At 61.1% G+C, this 21,319-nt stretch carries 19 protein-coding genes; 6 read left to right on the forward strand and 13 right to left on the reverse strand.

Annotated features, from left to right (window positions below):
* Nucleotides 1–78 precede the first annotated feature (78 nt).
* Together ACX3M4_RS28705 and ACX3M4_RS28710 are read right to left on the reverse strand one after the other, a co-directional pair.
* On the reverse strand, nucleotides 79–1,338 hold the full coding sequence (locus ACX3M4_RS28705) for a hypothetical protein (protein ID WP_459356340.1): 1,260 nt from the start codon (nucleotides 1,336–1,338) through the stop codon (nucleotides 79–81).
* A 197-nt stretch (nucleotides 1,339–1,535) separates the two neighbouring features.
* A complete protein-coding gene (locus ACX3M4_RS28710) occupies nucleotides 1,536–2,315 on the reverse strand; it encodes an SDR family oxidoreductase (protein ID WP_459356341.1) in 780 nt (259 codons plus the stop codon).
* 263 nt (nucleotides 2,316–2,578) lie between these two features.
* Between ACX3M4_RS28710 and ACX3M4_RS28715 the strand changes: the two genes are divergently transcribed.
* The 3 genes from ACX3M4_RS28715 to ACX3M4_RS28725 all read left to right on the forward strand — a co-directional run bounded on the left by ACX3M4_RS28715 (nucleotide 2,579) and on the right by ACX3M4_RS28725 (nucleotide 5,670).
* The gene (locus ACX3M4_RS28715) at nucleotides 2,579–3,382 is read left to right on the forward strand and encodes a UDP-2,3-diacylglucosamine diphosphatase (RefSeq protein WP_459356342.1); all 804 of its coding nucleotides are present in this window, start codon (nucleotides 2,579–2,581) and stop codon (nucleotides 3,380–3,382) included.
* Nucleotides 3,379–4,428, forward strand: a complete 1,050-nt coding sequence (locus ACX3M4_RS28720) for a glycosyltransferase family 4 protein (protein WP_459356343.1) — start codon at nucleotides 3,379–3,381, stop codon at nucleotides 4,426–4,428. The genes ACX3M4_RS28715 and ACX3M4_RS28720 overlap by 4 nt, the downstream gene beginning before the upstream one ends.
* A gap of 216 nt (nucleotides 4,429–4,644) precedes the next feature.
* Nucleotides 4,645–5,670 carry a threonine ammonia-lyase gene (locus tag ACX3M4_RS28725; protein ID WP_459356344.1) on the forward strand — a complete coding sequence of 342 codons (1,026 nt, stop codon included), beginning with the start codon at nucleotides 4,645–4,647 and terminating at the stop codon, nucleotides 5,668–5,670.
* Between the two features lie 158 nt (nucleotides 5,671–5,828).
* On the opposite strand, the gene ACX3M4_RS28730 is transcribed toward ACX3M4_RS28725, so the two are convergent.
* The 5 genes from ACX3M4_RS28730 to ACX3M4_RS28750 form a co-directional block, all read right to left on the reverse strand.
* Nucleotides 5,829–6,848: an ABC transporter permease gene (locus ACX3M4_RS28730; RefSeq protein ID WP_459356345.1), complete on the reverse strand. Its 1,020-nt coding sequence runs from the start codon at nucleotides 6,846–6,848 to the stop codon at nucleotides 5,829–5,831.
* A 16-nt stretch (nucleotides 6,849–6,864) separates the two neighbouring features.
* Entirely contained in the window at nucleotides 6,865–8,367 is a 1,503-nt protein-coding gene (locus tag ACX3M4_RS28735; RefSeq protein WP_459356346.1) for a sugar ABC transporter ATP-binding protein, read from the reverse strand.
* Nucleotides 8,368–8,560: 193 nt separating this feature from the next.
* On the reverse strand, nucleotides 8,561–9,508 hold the full coding sequence (locus ACX3M4_RS28740; protein ID WP_459356347.1) for a sugar-binding protein: 948 nt from the start codon (nucleotides 9,506–9,508) through the stop codon (nucleotides 8,561–8,563).
* A gap of 254 nt (nucleotides 9,509–9,762) precedes the next feature.
* Nucleotides 9,763–10,755 (reverse strand): substrate-binding domain-containing protein, encoded by a 993-nt coding sequence (locus ACX3M4_RS28745; RefSeq protein ID WP_459356348.1) that lies wholly within the window; start codon nucleotides 10,753–10,755, stop codon nucleotides 9,763–9,765.
* A 39-nt stretch (nucleotides 10,756–10,794) separates the two neighbouring features.
* Complete coding sequence (locus ACX3M4_RS28750; protein ID WP_459356349.1) at nucleotides 10,795–11,775, reverse strand: NAD-dependent epimerase/dehydratase family protein; 981 nt, start codon at nucleotides 11,773–11,775, stop codon at nucleotides 10,795–10,797.
* A gap of 190 nt (nucleotides 11,776–11,965) precedes the next feature.
* Between ACX3M4_RS28750 and ACX3M4_RS28755 the strand changes: the two genes are divergently transcribed.
* The 3 genes from ACX3M4_RS28755 to ACX3M4_RS28765 all read left to right on the forward strand — a co-directional run bounded on the left by ACX3M4_RS28755 (nucleotide 11,966) and on the right by ACX3M4_RS28765 (nucleotide 14,885).
* The gene (locus ACX3M4_RS28755) at nucleotides 11,966–12,706 is read left to right on the forward strand and encodes an ATP-binding cassette domain-containing protein (protein WP_459356350.1); all 741 of its coding nucleotides are present in this window, start codon (nucleotides 11,966–11,968) and stop codon (nucleotides 12,704–12,706) included.
* A gap of 13 nt (nucleotides 12,707–12,719) precedes the next feature.
* A complete protein-coding gene (locus ACX3M4_RS28760; protein WP_459356351.1) occupies nucleotides 12,720–13,715 on the forward strand; it encodes an ABC transporter permease in 996 nt (331 codons plus the stop codon).
* A gap of 171 nt (nucleotides 13,716–13,886) precedes the next feature.
* Nucleotides 13,887–14,885 carry a LacI family DNA-binding transcriptional regulator gene (locus ACX3M4_RS28765; protein WP_459356352.1) on the forward strand — a complete coding sequence of 333 codons (999 nt, stop codon included), beginning with the start codon at nucleotides 13,887–13,889 and terminating at the stop codon, nucleotides 14,883–14,885.
* A 79-nt stretch (nucleotides 14,886–14,964) separates the two neighbouring features.
* Here ACX3M4_RS28765 and fsa read toward each other — a convergent pair whose 3' ends face one another.
* The 6 genes from fsa to ACX3M4_RS28795 all read right to left on the reverse strand — a co-directional run bounded on the left by fsa (nucleotide 14,965) and on the right by ACX3M4_RS28795 (nucleotide 21,280).
* Complete coding sequence (fsa, locus tag ACX3M4_RS28770) at nucleotides 14,965–15,618, reverse strand: fructose-6-phosphate aldolase (protein ID WP_459356353.1); 654 nt, start codon at nucleotides 15,616–15,618, stop codon at nucleotides 14,965–14,967.
* Between the two features lie 50 nt (nucleotides 15,619–15,668).
* On the reverse strand, nucleotides 15,669–17,285 hold the full coding sequence (locus ACX3M4_RS28775; RefSeq protein ID WP_459356354.1) for an FGGY-family carbohydrate kinase: 1,617 nt from the start codon (nucleotides 17,283–17,285) through the stop codon (nucleotides 15,669–15,671).
* A gap of 4 nt (nucleotides 17,286–17,289) precedes the next feature.
* Nucleotides 17,290–18,018 carry an SDR family oxidoreductase gene (locus ACX3M4_RS28780; RefSeq protein ID WP_459356355.1) on the reverse strand — a complete coding sequence of 243 codons (729 nt, stop codon included), beginning with the start codon at nucleotides 18,016–18,018 and terminating at the stop codon, nucleotides 17,290–17,292.
* Between the two features lie 27 nt (nucleotides 18,019–18,045).
* Nucleotides 18,046–19,293 carry a sugar ABC transporter permease gene (locus ACX3M4_RS28785; RefSeq protein WP_459356356.1) on the reverse strand — a complete coding sequence of 416 codons (1,248 nt, stop codon included), beginning with the start codon at nucleotides 19,291–19,293 and terminating at the stop codon, nucleotides 18,046–18,048.
* A 26-nt stretch (nucleotides 19,294–19,319) separates the two neighbouring features.
* Complete coding sequence (locus tag ACX3M4_RS28790; RefSeq protein ID WP_459356357.1) at nucleotides 19,320–20,132, reverse strand: ATP-binding cassette domain-containing protein; 813 nt, start codon at nucleotides 20,130–20,132, stop codon at nucleotides 19,320–19,322.
* A 95-nt stretch (nucleotides 20,133–20,227) separates the two neighbouring features.
* Nucleotides 20,228–21,280, reverse strand: a complete 1,053-nt coding sequence (locus tag ACX3M4_RS28795; RefSeq protein WP_459356358.1) for an ABC transporter substrate-binding protein — start codon at nucleotides 21,278–21,280, stop codon at nucleotides 20,228–20,230.
* Nucleotides 21,281–21,319 lie beyond the last annotated feature (39 nt).

Consider the following 21,319-nt stretch of genomic DNA (forward strand, 5'->3'; position numbering starts at 1 on the left):
AGCAAGAGCGTCTGTCTGAATTGAAAGCCTCCTGCGGGATTTCGATTTGGCTCCGGCAGGCCTTTCCTTCTCCCGTCGTCATATGCTTTCTTCCGTTTCCGGCTTACTCGCCAAAACAGATACGGCTTCCGAAAAATAGCTGTGTTCGATGAACAGCCAGTCCACATTATCGTCGCTTAGAAAACCGACTGGTCTTAGCAAACCGTCCTCTAGGCAAAAGGCTGAGTTGCTACGTAACAGGTTGATGTCGTTTTCTGCAATCATCAGGTGAAGATCGTCATGATCCTGCAGAGGGCAAGCAAATGCTTCTCCAAAGAGCTGTCTCCAGCCGCGTGATTCCAGGTAATCCAGCTGCTTGCCTATTTCCTGAACGATCTCCTGCACTCTGTCATCGGAGTCTTGAATTTGATGCGAATTCAGCGACGCGGGATATGGTGTGCTAACTCCCACCATGACAAACTGGTTGTCTTCAGACCGATAGAAACCATGGCCGAGCCACCTAACCTCGGGATTTGGATTCCTATCGGATTGCCCTGTCTTGATGGAAGAAAGCGTGATGGGCCCTGCTGTTTCAGAGCGCAGTTTTCCTGCAACTTTCAAAAGCAAGGCAGAGAGGTCCTGAAGGCTTTTGTATCGATCCGGTGTGGCGGCTGTGGGTGCCAAGGGAAAATACCAGTCGCGTGCCGCGCCATCCAGCTTGCTGATGGTCTTCGCATCGATGTCAACAAAACGGATTGGACGTGGATCGCCTATACCTGTCGTTGCATTTAGGACTTCTGCAAAATAGCTCAGTTCGCCGCCCATATTGCAATACCAGGCGTGGCCTTCATCGGCGCCGGAATAGTGCGTCTGTATCAGCCAAGTCCCACCGTTGATCAGGTATAGTCCCAGACCGAAACTGTCACGTAGCCCGAGTGCCTTTACCGACAAATCCCTCCAGGCGGTCTTTTCCAGGTCACTCAGCACATTGCGTACCGTTTTCAACTTCTTCCGGAGTGTCTCGGGCGTTTCTCTGAGCTGATTGGATTCGCCGGAAACGTAGTTTGCGCGCTCCGCGACATGGCCGGCACCACTGTCGAATTCCGGTGCTTGACCCGATCTGTAGCCGTTCAGATACGCATACCTGTAGAACTGGGAGGCCTCCCAGTAGCTGCGCCCAACCTGAACCGCGCACCAGTAGTCGTCATAACCTGCGTCATTGTATTTGTGCGGATAAGCGATGATCAGGATCGGTTCGTTGCCGAGCTGGTTCAACTCATCAGCAGCATTCAGGAGCAAATTTCCCAAGGCCGCAGCCGCGGCTGGATCCTTAATGTGATTGTTGGAGCTGTCTGGCATCTGGCTATCGCATAAATGAAAAGATTGTAGCCTTCGGCCATGGCCGAAGGCTATCGGATCGGCATGTCATCGGAAAAACATGAAGAATACAATGTGGAAGTGGGGCTTCAGATAATGTGTCCACTCCCGCGTCTCTGCAGCTCGAAACCTTCACTCTTCTGGCTGCAGACGCGCTTAACACCTTGCTTGTGTGTCCCTCAAAACGCCGCCGGATAGAGGCCGCCGTCCATGAGGATGTTCTGGCCGGTGATGTAGCCAGCGTGACGTGAACACAGGAAGGCGCAAGTCTGGCCGAATTCCTCTGCCGTGCCGAAGCGCCGGGCGGGGATCTCCGCCGTCTGGGCGGCGCGCACGTCTTCCACGCTCCGGCCGGACTGGCTGGCGGTCCGCTCGAAACCGCCCTTCAGCCGGTCGGTGTCCATCTTGCCGGGCAGGAGATTGTTGATGGTGATGCCGTGCGGCGCAAGCTGACGGCAGACACCGGCGAGAAAGGCTGTCAGGCCGGCCCGGGCGCCGCTGGAAAGATCCAGCCCCTCGATCGGCATCTTCACCGACATCGACGTGATGTTGACGATGCGGCCGAAGCCGCGAGCCTTCATGCCCGGCACCACGGCCTGGATCAGCTCCACGGGCGTCACGAAATTCTGGATTGCCCCTTCCAGCAGTGCCGCCCGGTCGAGTTCGCTGAAGTCCCTGCGCGGCGGGCCGCCATTGTTGTTGACGAGGATGTCCGGATCCGGACAGGCCGACAGCAGGGCGTCCTGGCCGGCCATGGTCGAGACATCCGCGACGACTGCGGTCACCGCGACGCCGAAACGGGTTTCCAGATCCGCCCTGGCGGCATCCAGAACGGCTTCGTTGCGCCCGTTGAGGACGATGTCGCAGCCCGCTTCCGCCAGTGCTTGCGCGCAGCCCCGGCCGAGGCCGCGGCTCGACGCGCAAATGATTGCTTTCCTGCCCTTGAGACCAAGGTCCATGGACGATCTCCTTCGAATTGTTTCGCGTCTATGTGGCCGCCGGCAGGAGACCCTGTCAAACCCTGTTACGGCGATTGCGGAACTGCTGCCGAGGAGATGCGGCATCCCCGCGATCGTCACGTCAAAGCATAAGGGAAAGCCTTGTCCCGCCCATTAAGGATGATCGGGGAAAACAACCGCAGATTAGGAAGACGGCTCATTTGTCATAATAGTGATACTTGAATCGCGTCTATAGCGCTCCAACGAGACATTGGAGAAGTGCTATGTCTACCGCAGAGGCATCGCGGCATTACCGGGCCTTGTTCATTTCGGACGTTCATCTGGGCACGCGCGGATGCCAGGCCGAGCTCTTGCTCGACTTTCTGAAGGACAACGATGCCGAGACGATTTACCTGGTCGGCGACATCGCCGACGGCTGGCGCCTGAAGCGCTCGTGGTACTGGCCGCAGCTGCATAACGACGTGGTGCAGAAGATCCTCCGCAAGGGCCGCAAGGGTGCGCGGGTGATCTATATTCCGGGCAATCACGACGAGTTTCTGCGCAATTTCCTCGGCACTCATTTCGGCGGCGTCGAGGTGACGGACAGCATCATTCACGAAGCGGCCAACGGAAAGCGCTATCTGGTGATCCACGGCGACCAGTTCGACGTGGTCATCCGCCACGCCAAGTGGCTCGCCTTCTTCGGCGACAAGGCTTATGTCACCGCGCTCAACATCAATACCGTTCTCAACGCCGTCCGCCGCCGTCTTGGCCTGACCTACTGGTCGCTGTCGGCCTGGGCGAAGCTGAAGGTGAAGAACGCAGTCAGCTTCATCGGCCGGTTCGAGGAAGCGCTCTCCGACGAAGCGCGCCGCCAGGGTGTGGACGGCGTCATCTGCGGGCATATTCATCATGCCGCCGATCGCGATATGAATGGTATTCACTACATCAATACCGGTGACTGGGTGGAAAGCTGCACTGCGGTTGCCGAGCACCACGATGGAACCTTTGAGGTGATCCGATGGGTGGACCACACGCAGGAAACACTCGTGCCGGCGAAATCCCGGGAAACTCCGGTCGCCGCATGAGCTCCATTCTGATTGTCACGGATGCCTGGCATCCCCAGATCAACGGTGTCGTTCGCTCTCTGGAACGCACGGCGGAAGAGCTGCAGGCCATCGGCGTACGCATGGAATTCCTGTCGCCACAGGAATTCAGAACGCTGCCCTGTCCAACCTATCCGGAAATCCGCCTCTCCCTGACCCATCGCGGCATCGTCCGACGCAAGATCGAGGACCGTGCCTGCGAGCACCTGCACATTGCCACGGAAGGTCCTTTGGGCCTGCTGGCGGCGAGCGTTGCGAAGAAGGCGGGCATTCCCTTCACCACCAGCTATCACACCCGGTTTCCGGAATACGTGTCGGCGCGGCTGCCCATACCGCTCACCTGGTCCTACAGCTGGCTGCGCCGCTTCCACAATGGGGGCAGCGGCTGCATGGTGGCGACACGTTCGCTGGAACAGGACCTGCGTGCCCGCGGCTTCACCAACCTGATGCGCTGGTCGCGCGGCGTCGATGAAGACCTCTTCCGGCCCTATGAAGGCTCGGTGCTGCCGGCCGATCTGCCGCGGCCGGTCTTCATGTATGTGGGCCGGGTGGCCATCGAGAAGAACATCAAGGCCTTTCTCGATCTGGACCTGCCCGGATCGAAGGTTGTGGTCGGTGGCGGACCACAGCTGGACAGCCTGCGCCGGGACTATCCGTCCGTGCATTTTACCGGCTCGAAGGTCGGCGAGGATCTCGCCCGGCATTATTCGGCCGGCGATGTCTTCGTCTTTCCCTCGCTCACCGACACCTTCGGCAACGTCATGCTGGAAGCGCTTGCCTGCGGCGTGCCGGTGGCCGCCTATCCGGTGATGGGACCTCTGGATGTCATCGGTGACACCGGCGCCGGTGTTCTTTCCGAGGACTTGAAGGAAGCTTGCGAGGCCGCGCTGGATATTCCGCGCGATCATTGCCGGGCAATTGCCATGAACTACACCTGGGCCGCCAGCGCCCGCCAGTTTCTCGACAATTGCATTGCCGCACGCGACATTTTCAACGCCCAGTCCGGCGCCGCCAGGGCGGCGGAGTGATCTGTTCAGGAGGATGATCCGGCCACGCTGCCGATTCTCCCCGTGAAGAGCCGCATTCTTTCCAAAATTGCCACCCGCACAAATTCCCGCTGGAATGGACCGCCCCGGTGTGAAAACACTTATGGCCTGAGAAAGCTGCCGTCCGGCAGCAAGTGGCCTCTCATGCCCTGTTGCATCCGAGTGGCGACGTGCGTTTGACGATGGAAGTGAGTTCCGATGACCGATCCCCAGCTTCAGCCCGTTCCGGCCGCCGATCCGGATCTTTCCGGCCTGGCCGTCACCTTTCAGGACATCGAGGCGGCAGCGGAGCGGATCCGCGGCGAGGCGGTGCTGACACCGGTGCTGCGCCATCCTCTGCTTGACGAAGTCACCGGCGCGACGGTGCTGATCAAGCCGGAGAACCTGCAAAAGAGCGGCTCGTTCAAGTTCCGCGGTGCCTTCAACTGCATCAGCCAGATCCCGGAAGCCGCAAGGTCCAGGGGCGTCGTCGCCTGTTCCTCCGGCAACCACGCGCAAGGGGTGGCGGCCAGCGCGCAGCTTCTCGGCATGCCGGCAACCATCGTCATGCCGGCCGATGCGCCGAAGATCAAGCTTGAGCGCACCCGCGGCTATGGCGCAAGGGTGGTGACCTATGACCGGGAAACGGAAGACCGCGACGGCATTGCTGCAAGCATCTGTGCCGAGACAGGGGCGACCTTTGTCCATCCCTACAACGATCCGGCGGTCATTGCCGGCCAGGGCACCGTCGGGCTGGAACTTGCCCGCCAGGCGGCGGATCTCGGGATCCGGCTGGACGATGTGCTGGCCTGCACGGGCGGCGGAGGCCTTTCCAGCGGCATTGCCCTGGCACTGGCGGAGACAACACCGGGCACCGTTTTCCACACCTGCGAACCGGCGCTCTTCGACGATTACAAGCGCTCGCTGGAAGCAGGAACGCCGCTTGCCAATGCGGTGAAGTCCGGCTCGATCTGCGATGCGCTCCTGTCCGAGTCGCCTGGCGATATCGGATTTTCAATCCTCAGCCGCCTGGCAGGCGAGGGGGCGACCGTGACGGACGAGGAAGCCCTTGCCGCCGTCGCCTTCGCGTTTACCGAATTGAAGCTGGTGGTGGAGCCGGGAGGGGCCGCCGCCCTGGCAGCGCTTCTTTCGGCAAAACTGCCGCTCAAGGGCCGCACCGTTGGCGTGGTTCTGACCGGTGGCAACATCGATCCACAGATGCTGATGACGGCGCTCGCCCGTTAACGCACCCATTGGAGCTGTCCCGTCAGAGCAGCGTCGAAGGCACGGTCAGCTCGATCCGGGACATGCCGGCGAGCCTCAAAGGCCAGGCGGAACAGTTTGGACGTCAGGCAGAGGCGTTTTTCGGGCGGATCCGGGCCGGGGTTTTGAGCGTTTCACGGTCAGGTCAGGCCACCTGGCGCCTGCGCCTCGACAGGCTTGCGTCCTGCAATACTGGCCAGCGCTTTGGCTTGACGCTTTATGCGCCGGTGGCGCGCAATCTGCGTGTCGGCGATGACGCCTATGAGAATGACGCTCCCCATGACTGCGAAGTTGAGCGAGGAGGGGATCCCCAGGAGATTGACCAGATTCTGGAGAACCTGCAGAAGAATGACACCCAGGACGACGCCGACAACCGATCCTTCGCCGCCGCGAAGCGAAAATCCTCCAAGAACCGCGGCTGCGATTGCATAGAGTTCGTAGAAATTGCCGTGGGAAGCCGGGTGGATGGAACGCGTGTACATGGCAAAGAAAATGGCGGAAAGGCCGGTGAGTACGGCACAGATGACATAGGCCGCAACGATCACCCGTCTTGTATTGATGCCTGTAAACCGCGCTGCTTCCTCATTCTTGCCAACTGCGAAAAGATGTCTGCCGAATACGGTCCGGTGAAGAACGAACCAGGCAATCACCGCAATGATCGTGAACGCGATTATCGAGTGGGGCACACCGTAAGTACGCCCTGAAATCAGCCATTCAAGAACCGGAAATTCGTCACCGAAGGAGAAGCCCGCGGTACCGTCCTTTGTGTAGAAACGTGCCACGCCGCGATAAATCAGCAGACCGCACAAGGTGACGATGAAAGGTTGCAGTTGCAGCCGCGTGATCAGCCAGCCGTGAATCATGCCGAAAATGGCGCCCAACATCAGGACGATCAGACAGGCGATGGGCCAGGGCACTCCCTGAACGACAATCAAGTCGACAAATATGACTCCAAGCAGCGCGATGAGGGATCCGACGGACAATTCGATGCCGGCCGTCACGATCACGAAAGCTTCGGCAAGGGAAAACAGTCCGAAGAGGCCGATGAGGTTGGCTGTGTTGGCCAGGTTGATCGGCGATAGAAACCTCGGATTGATGAAAGCAACGACCCCGCCAACGACTAGAACCAGCAGGGCCAGACCAATATCCTTCTTTTGCATTCGCTTTCCTCACCGATTATCCGACCGCAAGCCGGAGGATGTTCTCTTCCGTCAGTTGATCTGAATTCAAGATCCCCGTGACATGCCCCCGGCGCATGACCGCGACCCGGTCGGACACGCCGATGACTTCCTCCATGTCGCTCGAGATCATGAGAATGCCGACCCCTTCTCGTGCCAGCGCCTGCAGGAGATGGTAGACTTCAGCCTTGGCTCCGACATCGATGCCGCGCGTCGGTTCGTCGAAAATGATCACCTTCGGCTGCGTGGCGAGCCATTTTGCCAGCACCACCTTTTGCTGGTTTCCACCTGAAAGTTCTGCTGCGGCGCTGGAAACCGACCTGGTCTTGATGGCGAGGCGGACCTGCGAGGCTTGCGCGAGCGCTGTTTCGCGCTCCCTGTTGACCATGCCCCAGCGCGACAAGTTTTTCAGGCAAGGCAGGGCGATGTTCGCTGCGATCGGAAAATCCAGCAAAAGCCCCTGTTCCTTCCTGTTTTCAGGCACAAGCGACAGACCTGCGGAGATTGCCTCGGGAACGGAATGCGACTGCAGTTCTAAACCGTTGAGACGGATCGATCCGCTCGACAACGCGTCGACACCGAAGATTGCCCGCGCAAGCTCCGTTCTCCCGGCCCCGACCAGTCCGGCCACTCCAAGAATTTCACCCGCATGGAGATCGAGGTCGACGCTTGCTTCGGGATAGGTGGACGTGCGGGCACCACGCAGTGAGAGTATCGGTTCTCGAGTGCTATGCGCGGATTTTTCGTAGAATTGGCTGACGTCCCTGCCGACCATCATCCGCACCATCGCCTCCTTGCGGATCTGCGGTCCGACGAGTTCGCCGGCATTTCTGCCGTCACGTAGACACACGACCCTGTCTGCGACTTCTTCCACCTCGCTCAGGCGGTGGCTGATGAAAAGTATCGCTACGCCCTGGCTCCGCAGCTGCCGCATCACTTCCAGCAATCCTTCGGTTTCCGTCAGCGTCAAACTGGAGGTCGGCTCGTCGAGAATGACCAGCCGCGCGTTCATGGAAAGCGCTCTGGCGATTTCAAGCAGTTGCTGGTCGGCGAGCGAGAGACCGGCAACCGGATCGCCAGGACCGAAACGCGTTTTAAGAAGCTGCAGGATCGGTGCGACCTTGGCCTCCATCGCTTTCCGGTCGAGCATCCGAAACGGACCGGAAGTGATTTCGCGTCCAAGGAGAACGTTTCCGGTTACGTCCAGATTGGAAAACGGATTGAGTTCCTGATGAACGAAGGCAATCCCGTGCGTGCTGGCTTCAGCTGGCGTCAGGCTGTCAACACTCTTGCCGTCGATTATGATCTGGCCCCCGTCGGGCGGCGCCGTGCCGCCAAGCACCTTCATCAGGGTGGATTTGCCGGCCCCGTTCTCGCCAATCAGCCCGACGATTTCTCCACCCGAAATGTCGAGGTCGACATCCTGCAGGGCCACGACACCCGGGTAGACCTTCGTCACCTGGGAAAGCTCTAGCGAAATCTTCTGAAAACCGGGCGGCAAGGTTCTGAATCCTACAACTGGTCATTTTTGGCTGCGCGGGCCGCAAGATGCAGTCCGCGCAGCCGTCAGGCCGGCTTGGGAGAGCCCGACCCAGATCAGCGGATGCGCACCCGGAACCGGTTGAGCGTCCAAAAGCTGATCGATCTTCAAGTGGTAGAGCTTCTTAGGTTCGTTCTTGCGAACGCACGATGCTCTAGCCTTTGATCCGCGCCTTCAATTCGGCTTCGAACGGATCGACATTCGACGCGTCGATGACCTTCGTCGGGACAATGATCAAGCCGTCGGCCGGAATTTCGCTCTTGTCGCCTTCAAGGAACTTTGCCATCAGATGCATGCCCTGATAGCCCCACTGATAGGGGTCCTGAACGACGGTCCCGGCAAAGCTGCCTTCCCGGATGGCGCCGAGCGTAATCGGGTCTTCGTCAAAGGCGATGACGGTGATCTCGCCGAGTTTCCCCGCCGCCTGAAGGGCTTCGTAGATCTTGGGTGGATTGTATGAATAGAACCCGACCATGCAGTCGACTTCCGGATTGGCGGCCAGGACATCGTCGACATTCTGGCGGGCCTTTGGAAAGTCCACATCATCGCCGCGCACGTCGACGAGCTCGATGCCCGAGCCCTTCACCGTTTCACGGAAGCCGGCAATGCGCTCCTTGGCGTTGTCCGCTCCGAGAAACCCGACGAAACCCATGCAGGTGCCGCCGTTCGGCAGCGCCTTCTTGGCAATCTCGCCCGCTTGATTGCCGGCAAGCGTGTTCGACGAACCGAGATAGGCGATCCGGTCGCTTTCGGGCGCATCGCTGTCCGTGGTGAACAGGGGAATTTGCGCCGCAATCCGGTTGAAGGCGTCAATGGAAGTTTTCGGATCGACCGATGAGATCATGATGGCGTCCGTGCCGGCGGCCACAAGATCGTCCATCAATGCATTTTGAAGCGCAGCCGTTCCTTGGGCGGGGTAGCGGAACTGCAGGTCGTAACCGGGCAGTTCGGCCTGGGCCGCATTCACACCGGCTTCGGCCAGTTTCCAGAAATCGGAGGCCGCGTTCACGACGAACGCAAGCTGCGGTTTTTCCTGGGCCTGTGCTGAGGTCGCGACGACCGCGGCAAACGCCGCCAGGCAAAGTGTCTTCCTGAGTTTCATGTTTTCCTCCCTTTCACGCGTGCCGAGGGGGCATTCGTCACTAATATAAGTAATATTATTATCGTTAGACGTGGGGCGGCACTGGCGCCGGTTTACGGCGCCTGACCCGCCAAACATTCGGGTTAGTCTCGCTGCCAGTCTGTCAAATCTGCCTGGTCAGGCGATCAGGCCTTTCCAGGGGAACATTTCAGGCTCTCCGGAAAAGTGCCGCCGAACCCAATGCGAAAGTCCGGCGGCCAGGAGAGGTTCACAGATCAGTTGTTCGCACAAAAGCCGGGATCTTCCTGGTTACAGACATCCAGGCCCGTGTAGAGCGGATCCTCGACGCTTTCGCCGTTGATCAGCTGGATCATGACGTCGGGAGCCCGATAGCCCATTTCGAACGGACGTTGTCCGACCTGAGCATGACTTCTGCCGTCCCGGAACGCTTTGGTCTGTGGTGGCAAAGTGTCGCCCGCGATGATGATCAGATCCTTGGATTTCAACTTGTCCATGACCTGATCGGTCACCTGCGTATAGGCCTGCGGGGCGAACTGCGCCCATCCACCGATCAGGATGAAGGCATCCAGGTCCGGGTTGGCAATGAAGGTGTCGGCCATCTGCTGATTTGCAAGATCGGCCTGGTCGTTGGTGAAGACCGGGCAGCCGTCCACTTCGCTCCAGCCATTCTGGCCGCTCAGCCGGTCGATGCCTTTTTCACCGGAAGCCGTGTCCCGGAAGCCCTGTGCGCGGGCATTGATGTTGTCCGCCGCCACATTGCCGAGCTGCAGGCAGACGGTGCCGCCATCCGGCTTCAGCTTTGCGGCTTCCTCAGCCATCTTGACGCCCATCAGGTAGTTGTCGGTGCCCAGATACGTCTTGCGCAGATCCCGGTCATCCGCCAGGAAATCGGCATCGATGGTCATGACGGGAACGCTCGGCGCGATCTGACGGACACGATTGGCCATGGCCGGGGCGTTTGAGGGAGAAATCGCGATCGCCGCAACGCCGCGCGTCAGCAGATCATCCACGATCTGCACTTCGCCGGCTTCGTCGGCGGAAGAGGCGGGGCCGGTGTAGAGGCACTCGTATTCGCTGTTCGCGTTTTCCGACATCCACTTCTGGCAACCGAGATTTATCTGTTCGAAGAACGGGTTATCGAGACCTTTCACGACAATCGCGAGGGTTTTCTTGTCCTGCGCCGGCGCGGTGCCGACCTGAAGCGCCATCACGACCGCAGTCCCGAACATCAATAACTTGTGTCTCATGCGTATCACTCCCTTCTGTCCTTCAGGTCCCGGCGCGGATTACCCCGGGTACCAGATCATGCGGGGATCTTTTTCGTCCCTTCTATAGTTCCAGGCCCGGTCGATGAGGGCCTCGAGGTCCACCGACGGATTCCAGCCGAGCAATTGGCGCGCCTTCGAGTTGTCGAGCCAGTTGCTGTGCATGGGTGTCGGAATCTCGACGATCTTCAACGAACGGGTCTCGGCGAGGTGTCGAACAACGCGGGCGTAGTCGACCGGTTCGTTCATCGAAATGTTGAAGAGCTGTCCTTCTGCTTCCGGCGCGCCGAGGGCAGCCAGGATTGCGGAAACGAGGTCGTCCACATGGACGAAATTTCTCTTGAGCGGCTGCCCGGTGCGGTCCATCAGCAACGGGACGCAATTTCCGTCCGCATAGGTCCTGATTTCCTCTTCCGGCAGCAGCTCCGGCCACAGAGGGCCGCCGAACTGTTCGGGCCCGAAGGCAAGCGCATACCTGAAGTCGTCCTTCTCCATGATCCAGGGAGCGCGCAGGACGCAGCCGTTCAGGCCGTACTGATGCCGGTACTGCTCCAGCATCACCTCCTCCAGCACCTTCGTCAGCGCATAGCAGCCCGGATAGGCTTTCCGTTCAGAGCTTTCCGTGACCGGCCCTTCATACGGCTGAAAGGCATGGCCGACGGCACAATCGCCACTTATCAGAATGAATTGCCCGGGAGTTTCCCGCCGGCGGAATTCCTCCAGCAACACGAACATTCCCTTCACGGAAACATCCATTGCGAGATCGGGGGATTCCTTGACCGCAGCCATATGCACAACATGTGTCACGCCTGCCATGGCGGCAGCGACTGCTGCCGGATCGGCGATAGAGCCCTGAACGACTTCCAGACGCTCACCGCCCGGTATCATCCGGTTGTTGCAAAGCGCCACGACGCTCCATTCCCGGTATCGATCCGAGGACAGAAATTCCGGCAGAAAGTTTTGTCCAACTTTTCCGGAAGCGCCGGTAAGCAGCAATTTCATTCGTTCTCCCCTTGCGTTTATTAAATATTATTTATTAATATTAGTTAGTCAAGGATTGAAAAAGAACCGAATGGCGGTGTGCCATGCGGGCATCTACCGGGATCAGGCCGAACGCTGCCGTGCCGCGAACGCCTGAAATCGTCGGAGGAGGCAACACCGCGCCGGCTGGCCTGCGGGGAGGAGCAATTGCATGTCGAGGCTGCGGCTGACGGGAATCTCAAAGAGTTTTGGCGCAATCCAGGCCTTGAGCGATGTTTCGCTTGAAGTGGCGCCGGGCGAAGTGCTGGGGTTGATGGGGGACAATGGTGCCGGCAAGTCGACGCTTGTGAAAATCGTCGCCGGCAATTTCAGGCCGACGCACGGCTCGATCTCGATTGATGGCGCCCCGGTGGATTTTCACAAGCCGCGCGATGCGCAACGGCAGGGAATTGAAGTCGTCTATCAGGATCTGGCGCTTTGCGACAACCTGTCGGCTGCTTCGAATGTTTTTCTCGGCCGTGAGCCAAGGCGGTCCTTTGGCGGCATCCTGCTGCTCGACTATGCCACCATGCATCGCCGGTCGGCGGAACTCTTTTCAATCCTGAAATCCGAGACCCGCCCGCGGGACCTCGTCAAGCGGATGTCAGGCGGACAGCGCCAGGCTGTCGCCATCGCCAGAACGCTGCTGTCGAACGCAAAGATAGTGCTCATGGACGAACCGACCGCCGCCATCTCGGTGCGTCAGGTGGCGGAGGTCCTGGACCTGATCCACCGCCTCAGCGATCAGGGCATCAGCGTCGTCCTGATCAGCCATCGCATGCCGGATGTGTTTGCCGTCTGCAGCCGCATAGCCGTCTTGCGCAGGGGGCAGCTCGTCGCCAGCAAGCCGGCCAATGAAAGCTCCCCCGAAGAAGTGACCGGTCTGATCACCGGCGCTATCGAGACGGCGTGAGGAGGAGGACAAGATGACCACTCTTGAACAGGCAATCGGCCTCAGCCAGCACCGGTCCCCGGTTGCCCGGATCCTCAATTCCCAGATTTTCTGGGTATTTGCGGCAGCTGTTCTGGCGTGTCTTGCGCTGTCGCTCTTGACGGACTCGTTCGCCACGCAGCGCAATCTTTTCAACGTCACCCGCAATTTCGCTTTCGTCGGCCTCATCGCGATCGGCATGACGACGGTGATCGCCTCCGGCGGCATCGATCTGTCTGTCGGCTCGACGGTTGTGCTGGCAGCAATGGTCATCAGCGTGTTGATGTCGGCCGGCAGTCCGTTCTGGATCGCCGCACTGGCCGCGCTCGCCGCGGCGGCGATGGTGGGCTTCCTGAACGGTCTGCTGATTGCATATGTCGGGATGCCGCCATTCGTCGTGACCCTCGGCATGCTGTCGGCTGCCCGGTCACTCGCGATGGTGCTTTCGAACAACAAGATGATCTGGGAATTCGGTCCCGATCACGACCTGTTTCTATGGATCGGCGGCGGTTCGACACTCGGACTGCCGCATCCGATCTACGCGCTTGTCTTTCTTGCGGCCCTGATGAGCGTCGTCTTCCGCTGGACGAGATGGGGGCAGTACGTCTTCGCAATCGGCGGCAACGAGCAGGCGGCGACCCTGACCGGCATTCCGGTGAAGCGAATCAAGGTCTCGATTTACGTCTTTTCAGCGCTGACAGCAGGTGTTGCAGGCATTCTCATGGCCGGCTGGCTTGGCAGCGTGACGACAAATCTTGGCCAGGCGATGGAACTTACCGTGATCGCCGCCGCTGTTATCGGCGGCGCAAACCTTGCGGGCGGACAGGGAACGGCCCTTGGTGCGGTGATCGGGGCCCTGCTGATAGAAGTTATCCGGAACTCTCTGATTCTTCTCGGTATTTCGACCTTCTGGCAGGGAATGTTCATCGGTTGCTTCATCATCGTCGCAGTCGCATTCGACCGCATCCGGAATCTGGGTTCGAGCGACTGAAAACTCAGGAGTTCCAGATACCTGGCCGGGATCGGCAACCCTGGAATCGTTGCTTTTGCCGTTCAATGCGGATAGTCAATTCGCCGGCTTTACAGTCCATTTCTCAACGATGAGGAAACCCGAAATCAGATGACGAAAAAACGCCGGCTCGGAACAGATAGGCGTCCCACGATGATGGACGTTGCAGCGACAGCCGGAGTTTCCCAGGCGACGGTATCTCTCGTCCTGAACGGCAGTCCAGGGGCGAAGTTGAGCGACACAACCCGCATGCGGGTCAACGAAGCCGCAAAGGCGCTCGGCTATACGCTGGTGCGCCGCGGTCCAAGGACGGTTCTCGGAGACCGTTCCAACATTTTGTTCATTGCCGACGAGATCACGACCGATCCCTGGATGGCCCTGGCGTTCGAAGGCGTCAGGGACAAGGCATACGAATATGGCATCCATGTCAGCCTTGCGGTTAGCCACGGTGACGAAGAAACCGAAAGGATGATCCTTTCGCAGATGAGCCACATGCCAATGCTGGGCATCGTCTACGGAACTATCCTCACGCGCCGTGTGGACCTGTCTCCCGCCTTCGACGATCAGCACACCGTTCTTCTGAACTGCTACAGGACCGAGCGGGACCTGCCATCGGTCGTTCCGGGCGATGTCCTCGGCGGACGTGCCGCAACGGATCATCTCATCAACGCGGGATACCATCGTATCGCCCTCATCAACGGTCAGCAGGGCGTGGATGCCTCCAGGGACCGGCTAAAGGGGTATCGGCAGGCGCTTTCAAGCCATGACATCCCGTTCGACACCGATCTTGTGAAGCCTGGCAACTGGGAACCGCTTTCCGGCTACGAACATACCCATGCGCTGCTCGATCTTGAGACCCCGCCTGACGCCATTTTCTGCGCCAACGATCTGATGGCGCTCGGATGCTACGATGCGTTGAAGGAACGCGGCCTGCGGGTGCCCGAGGATATCGCCGTCATCGGCTTCGACAACCGCGAGATCTCCAAGAGCATGCACCCGCCGCTGTCGACGCTTTTGCTGCCGCATTACGAAATGGGTGAGATTGCCTTCGAATTGCTTCTCGACAATGCCAATGGTCGTCAAGCCGGACCCGCCCAGATCAAAGTTGAATGCCCTCTCGTCGAGCGAAACTCGGTCACGCCAATCGAGTGACCCTGTGCCGCTATGCCCCTTTGCAGGCAGAGTGAGGCAGTTGGGGGCAAGACTACTGCCTTGTCCCCCTCAGTCAGCTTCACCCGATTTTCTGCCCGGTCTTCGCCCAATCGCTCAGAAACTGGTCCAGGCCCTTGTCGGTCAGCGGGTGCTTGACCAGGGCCTTGAGGGTGGCGGCGGGGACAGTGGCGACGTCCGCGCCGATGAGGGCGGCTTCCTTCACGTGATTGACCGTGCGGATGGAGGCGGCAAGGATTTCTGTCCGGAAGCCGTAATTGTCGTAGATCTGCCGGATCTCGCGGATGAGATCCATGCCGTCGACGGCAACGTCATCCAGGCGGCCGATGAAGGGCGAGATGAAGGTGGCGCCCGCCTTGGCGGCCAAGAGGGCCTGGTTGGCGGAAAAGCACAAGGTGACGTTGGTCTGGAAGCCTTCGCCGGTCAGGGCCCGGCAGGCGCGGAGGCCGTCCAGGGTCAACGGCAGCTTGATGCAGATGTTCGGCGCGATCCTGGCGAGCGCCTTGCCCTCGCGGACCATGGCCTCGAACTCGGTCGCGGTCACTTCGGCCGAGACGGGACCTTCGACGATCGAGCAGATTTCCCGGGTCACCTCGGTGATGTCACGGCCTGATTTCAGGATCAGCGAAGGGTTGGTGGTGACGCCGTCGATCAGGCCGAGGCTGTTGAGGTCGCGGATTTCGGCGACATCCGCCGTGTCGACAAAGAATTTCATCTGTCTGTCCTTCTGGAAGAGGGGAGAAGCTGGACCGGGGGAGAACGCCGTCAGGCGCGAAGCTTTCGGCCGGTCGCCTGAAGCAGTTCGAACGCCTCGAAGCGCTTGTCGTGATAGGCCGCAGTCACGCCGCCGGTGGGCTCATAGGTTTCGCCTGCCGCCGACATTGCCGCCATCGCCGCCGGGATATCCGGCAGCAGGCCTGCGGCGACAGCCCCAAGCATGGCGGAACCGAGGAGGACCGGTTCCGGCGTTTTCGGTGCGGCGATGGTGAGACCTGTTGCATCCGCCAGAAGCCGGCGTACCAGCGGGCTCTGGCCGGCGCCGCCGCTCACCACGATCGTGTCGAGACGGATGCCCTTTGCGGCCTGGGCCGCGATGATCTGCCGAAGCCCATAGCCAAGGCCACAGATGCCCGCGATGTATAGCCGGACAAGCGACGCGGCAGACGTGTCCATGTCGAGCCCGGCGATCAGCGCCTTGGCCTCCGGATCGGCGAAGGGCGCCCGATTGCCGAGGAATTCCGGAACCACATGGAGGCCATCTGCGAGCCGTGCCGGATCGGTGCCCTTAGCCGTCATCCGGTCGGCTTCCGCCGCCAGCCACTGGCTGAGGCCGAGACCTTTCTCCTTGGCCATTCTCGCCGCTTCGGCAGATGCAGGATGAAAACGCACCAGATAGTCGATGGCGGCACCCGCTGCCGATTGCCCGGCCTCGTTCAGCCAAACGCCCGGAACCATGGCGGAAAAATAGGGGCCCCAGACCCCGGGGACGAAGGCGGGTGCTTCCGTTGTCGTCATGGTGCAGGCGGAGGTGCCGAAGACATAGGCCATGCGGCTGGTGGCCGAGCCCTCTGATCTCGCATCGCGCCAGCCGACGGTGCCGATGCCGCCCGCATGAGCATCGATCAGACCCGCTGCGACCGGGGTTCCGACGGGCAAGCCCAGTTCATCGGCAGCCTTGGCCGTCAATCCGGTTCCAAGCGCGGTTCCGGCATCGACAACACTCGAGCCGATCCGGGCAAAACCGTCTTCGCACAGTTCCGGCAGGCCGATGGTTTCAAAATAGCTGCCGTCCCAACGGCGCTCATGGCCGAGATAGGTCCATTTGCAGGTGACCGTGCAGATGGAGCGGGCGAGGCTGCCTGTGGCGCGCCAGGTGAGGAAGTCGGTGAGGTCGAAGAAGTTTTCGCCGGCCTTGAAGATGTCCGGGCTGTTCTCCTTCAGCCAGAGCAGCTTCGGTGTTTCCATTTCCGGCGAGATCTGGCTGCCGACATAGCGCAACACCTCATGGCCGGTGGCGTTGATCCTCTCGGCCTGATCGAGCGCCCGGTGATCCATCCAGACGATGATGTTGCGCTCCGGATGGGACGGGTCGCCGACAGGGAGAGGCTGCTCATCATGCCCGATCACCACCAGCGAGCAGGTGGCGTCCATGCCGATGCCGGCGACGTCCGCCGGATCGATGCCAGCCGCCCGGACGGCCTCGCGGACCGAAGCACAGACCGCCTGCCAGATATCGTCCGACGACTGTTCGTAAAGGTTCGGTCCCCGGTTGAAGAGGGCGATGTCGCGTTTTGCCGACGCAACCAGGCCGCCGGTCTCGTCAAAGAGCCCGGCCCTGGCACTGCCCGTTCCGACGTCGATACCGATCAGGTACTTGGACATGGCTTCAAAGGTCCACGCTTTGCGGCAGGATGACAAGATCGCGGATCGTGACGCCGCGCGGCCGGCTTAGCATGAAGAGAACCGCATCGGCGACTTCCCGCGGTTGCATCAGGCTGCCGTTGGCGAGTGCTTCTTCCATCTTGGCCTTGGGCCAGTCATCCAAGAGGGCCGTGACGACCGGGCCGGGGGCTACCGCGCCGACGCGGATGCCGTGCCCGGCCACCTGGCGGCGGACGGTGTGGACGAAGGCCTGGACGGCAAATTTCGAGGCCGTATAGATCGGCTCCCAGACCACCGGCACCAGTCCGGCTATGGAACTGGTGACGATGATGTCGCCGCTCTTGCGCTCCACCATGTGGGGCAGCACGGCGCGAATGGAGCGGAAGGCCGCGTTGATGTTGAGGTTCAGCATCCTGTCCCACTGGTCCGGGTCGCCGTCGACGACACTGCCGCCGACATAAGCGCCCGCATTGGCGTGGAAGATGTCGAGATGCCCGGTTTTCTCCACGATCCTGTCGATCATGCCGTCAACGGCGGGACCGTCCATCAGGTCGACGACGAGGGGAATGGCGTCGGGACCGAGCGTGGAACAGATCTGGGTGAGGCGGTCCTCGGCCCGGTCGATCAGGACGACCCGGCAGCCGGAGGCGATGAGGCTGCGGGCGCATTCCAGGCCGATCCCGGAGGCGGCGCCGGTGATCGCCGCGACCTTACCTTTCAGGTCTTCAGTCATGTGCAGGTTCCTAAAGTTGGTCTGAGGTCAGGCGCGGCCATGGGAAACACGGCTTTGGCGGGCAAGGCTGTCGACGATGACGGCAATGGCAAGCACGCAGCCGGTGATCATGTAGCGGAGTGACGAGGACATGTTCAGAAGCGTCAGTCCGTTCGAGATCGACTGGATGACGATGATGCCGAGAAGGGCCGACCAGGCAGAGCCACGTCCGCCGAAGAGGCTGGTACCGCCGATAACGGCTGCGGCGATGGCGTTGAGGTTGACGTCGCCGGTGCCCGCCTGCTGGCTGGCCGAAGCGAGCCGGGCCGAGGACAGCACCCCGCCGAGAGCCGCCAGAAGCGAGCACAGGGCAAAGGAGGTGAGGTAGGTGTAGGTGACGTTGATGCCGGCGCGCCGGGCAGCTTCGGCGTTGCCGCCGACGGCCTTCACCGAGCGGCCCCACCTGGTGCGGGTGAAGAGATAGTTCATGGCCACGACCAGCAGGGCGAAGAGGCCGAACATCCACGGCACGCCGCGGCCGAGATTGAGATAGAAGACGGCGGCCTCGAAGGCGAATGTCGTGACCAGCGCCTTGATGAGCAGGCCGCCGATCGAGCCGGCCGAAAGGTTCGCAGCCTGGCGCTGGAGACGGGTCTTGAAGCCCATCACCAGGATGGCGGCACCCGGCAGCAGCGCGACAAGATACGAGAACCAGTCCGGCATCATCATCAGTTGGCCGAAATTCACCATTGCCGAGCCGTAGGGCAGGTTGATGGATCCCGTGGAGCCGAGCATGTAGAGCTGCAGGCCGAGCAAGGCGAGCAGGCCAGCCAGCGTGGAGACGAAGCTCGGCATGCCGAGCTGGGTGCGCAGCAGCGCATAGACGGAGCCGATGACGGCACCGGTGCTGAGGGCTGCCAGAATGGCAAGGGGCAGCGGGACGCCCTGGTTGACCCAGAGCACGCCGATCAGCGCCGAGCCGACGCCGCTCATGGAGCCGACGGAGAGATCGATTTCCCCCAGCATCAGCACGCAGACGATGCCGAGCGAAATGACGCCGACGGTCGAGCAGTCGAACAGCAGGTTGACCAGGTTGTTCGGCGTCACGAAGAGCGGGTTGAGCGTGGTGAAGACGGTCCAGATGACGATGAGGCCGACGATAACGGGCAAGGAGCCGAGATCGCCCGCCTTTACACGGTCGATGAAGGCGCCGACGACGTCGCTGACACTGCTGGCATGCTTGACGCGCGTATCGCTGCGATCGAGCAGACGGGGTTCGGGGGCGGAACCGGTCATGGGAGTTTCCTTGTTCATGGCCTGCCTCAGTTTCCTGCGGCGGCAGCCCGCCGGCTGGCGCGGCGCGTGACGGCATTGTCTGTGGCGCCGGTGATGGCACCGACGAGTTCCTCGTTGGACGATTGCGGCGAGAAGACCCCGTTGTTGCGGCCGAGCCGCAGCACCACGATGCGGTCGGCGACGGCGCGCACGTCCTCCATGTTGTGGGAGATCATGATGACGCCGAGGCCCTTGTCGCGGACGCGCTCCACAAGGTTCAGCACTTCCGCCGTCTGGGCGACCCCAAGGGCTGCGGTCGGCTCGTCCAGCATGATGATCTTGGGGTTGAGCAGCAGCGAGCGGGCAATGGCGACGGTCTGGCGCTGACCGCCGGAGAGGGAGGCGATCGGCTCGCGCACGCTCGGGATCCGGGCTGCCAGCTCGTTCAGGAGCTCCCAGGCACGCACTTCCATGGCGACCTCGTCGAGGTGCCAGGGGCTGCGTTCCTGACCGAGGAAGATATTGGCGACGACGTCGAGGTTCTCGCAGAGCGCCAGGTCCTGGAAGACGGTGGCTATGCCCAGATGGAGGGCGTCGCTCGGACCGTGCATCGTCACCGGCTTGCCTTCGAAATGAATGCTGCCGGAAGACGGCGCATGGACGCCCGAAAGCACCTTGATCAGGGTCGATTTGCCCGCGCCGTTGTCGCCGACCAGGGCGACGACTTCGCCGGCATTGACGTCGAGATCGATGTCCGTCAGGGCGGACACGGCGCCGAAATTCTTGGAGATGCCCTTCAGGCTCAGGATCGGCTGGGCCGACGTGCCATTCGCGGCGGAAGTGTTGGGTAGGTCGGTCATCACGTCCGGCTCTTCGCTTGGTGTTTCCTCTGGTTGGCCGCCCGGCCCCCGAGATCGGGATATCGAGGGTCGAGCGGCCTGCTCGGGAGGAGGGGTTATTGAATGCCGAGTTCCTTGCAGCCCTCGGCATAGCGGCCCGTGCACAGTTCTTCCGCCGTATGGATGCCCATATCGATGATCTCTTCCTTCAGGTTCTGGCGTGTGACCACAGCCGGAACAAACAGCTCCGACGGGGTGTCGTAGAGCGAGGTCCAGGCCATCGGCGTTTCCCCGTTCAGAAACTGGACGGCGACCTTGGCTGCCGCCGCGGCGACGATTTCAGAAGGCTTGGAGATCGTGTTGTACTGGTCGCCCGCGATGATCAGCTGCAGGGCGGCGATGGTGGCGTCGTTGCCAGTGACCGGCGGCAGCGGATCGACGCCGGCGGCCTTCAGCGCGGCGATGGCGCCGCCGCCGGTGCCGTCATTGGCCGCCACGATGCCGATGATCTGATCGCCGAAGCGGGTGATCTGGCCGCTGGCCCATTCCTGTGCCTTGGGCGGGGCCCAGTCCGGCGTGTCGAATTCGGCAAGGGTCAGGTATTTGCCGGTCGCGATGCCCGCATGAATGCCCTTCTTGATAAGACCGGCGGCGGCATCCGTCGGCGAACCGTTGATCTGAAGCAGGCCGCCGGCATCCGGCGAGACGCCCTGTTCGGCCAGATGCGCAACCAGAGACTCCGCAATCGCCTTGCCGATGCCCTCGTTGTCGAAGGACACGTAATAGTCGGCGGTCTTGTCCGGGATCGGCCGGTCATAGGCGATGACCTTGATGCCCTGGCTCTGCGCGAGGGCGACGAGCGAGGCGGCCGCGCTGGAATCCACCGGATCGAGCACGATCACCTTGGCGCCCTGCGTGATCACCGAGTTGAACTGCTGCTGCTGGCGGGCGACATCCGCATCCGCGTTCTGGTAGATCACGGTGCAGTCCGGGCAGAGCTTTGCCATTTCGGCCTTGAAGCCCGGGAAATCGTGTTCCTCATAGCGTGTCGAGGCCTGGTCCGGCATCAGGAAGGCAACGGTGCCCGAGGCGGCCAGCGCGGCGGTTCCGTGCAACAGGACGGCTGCGAGGCCGGCCGCGCCGGCAAGGGTCTTGTAGGTGACGTTCATTTCAGTTCCTCCAGTGGATGATCGGTCGTCTCGCGTCCC

Source organism: Roseibium sp. M-1, assembly GCF_054515675.1.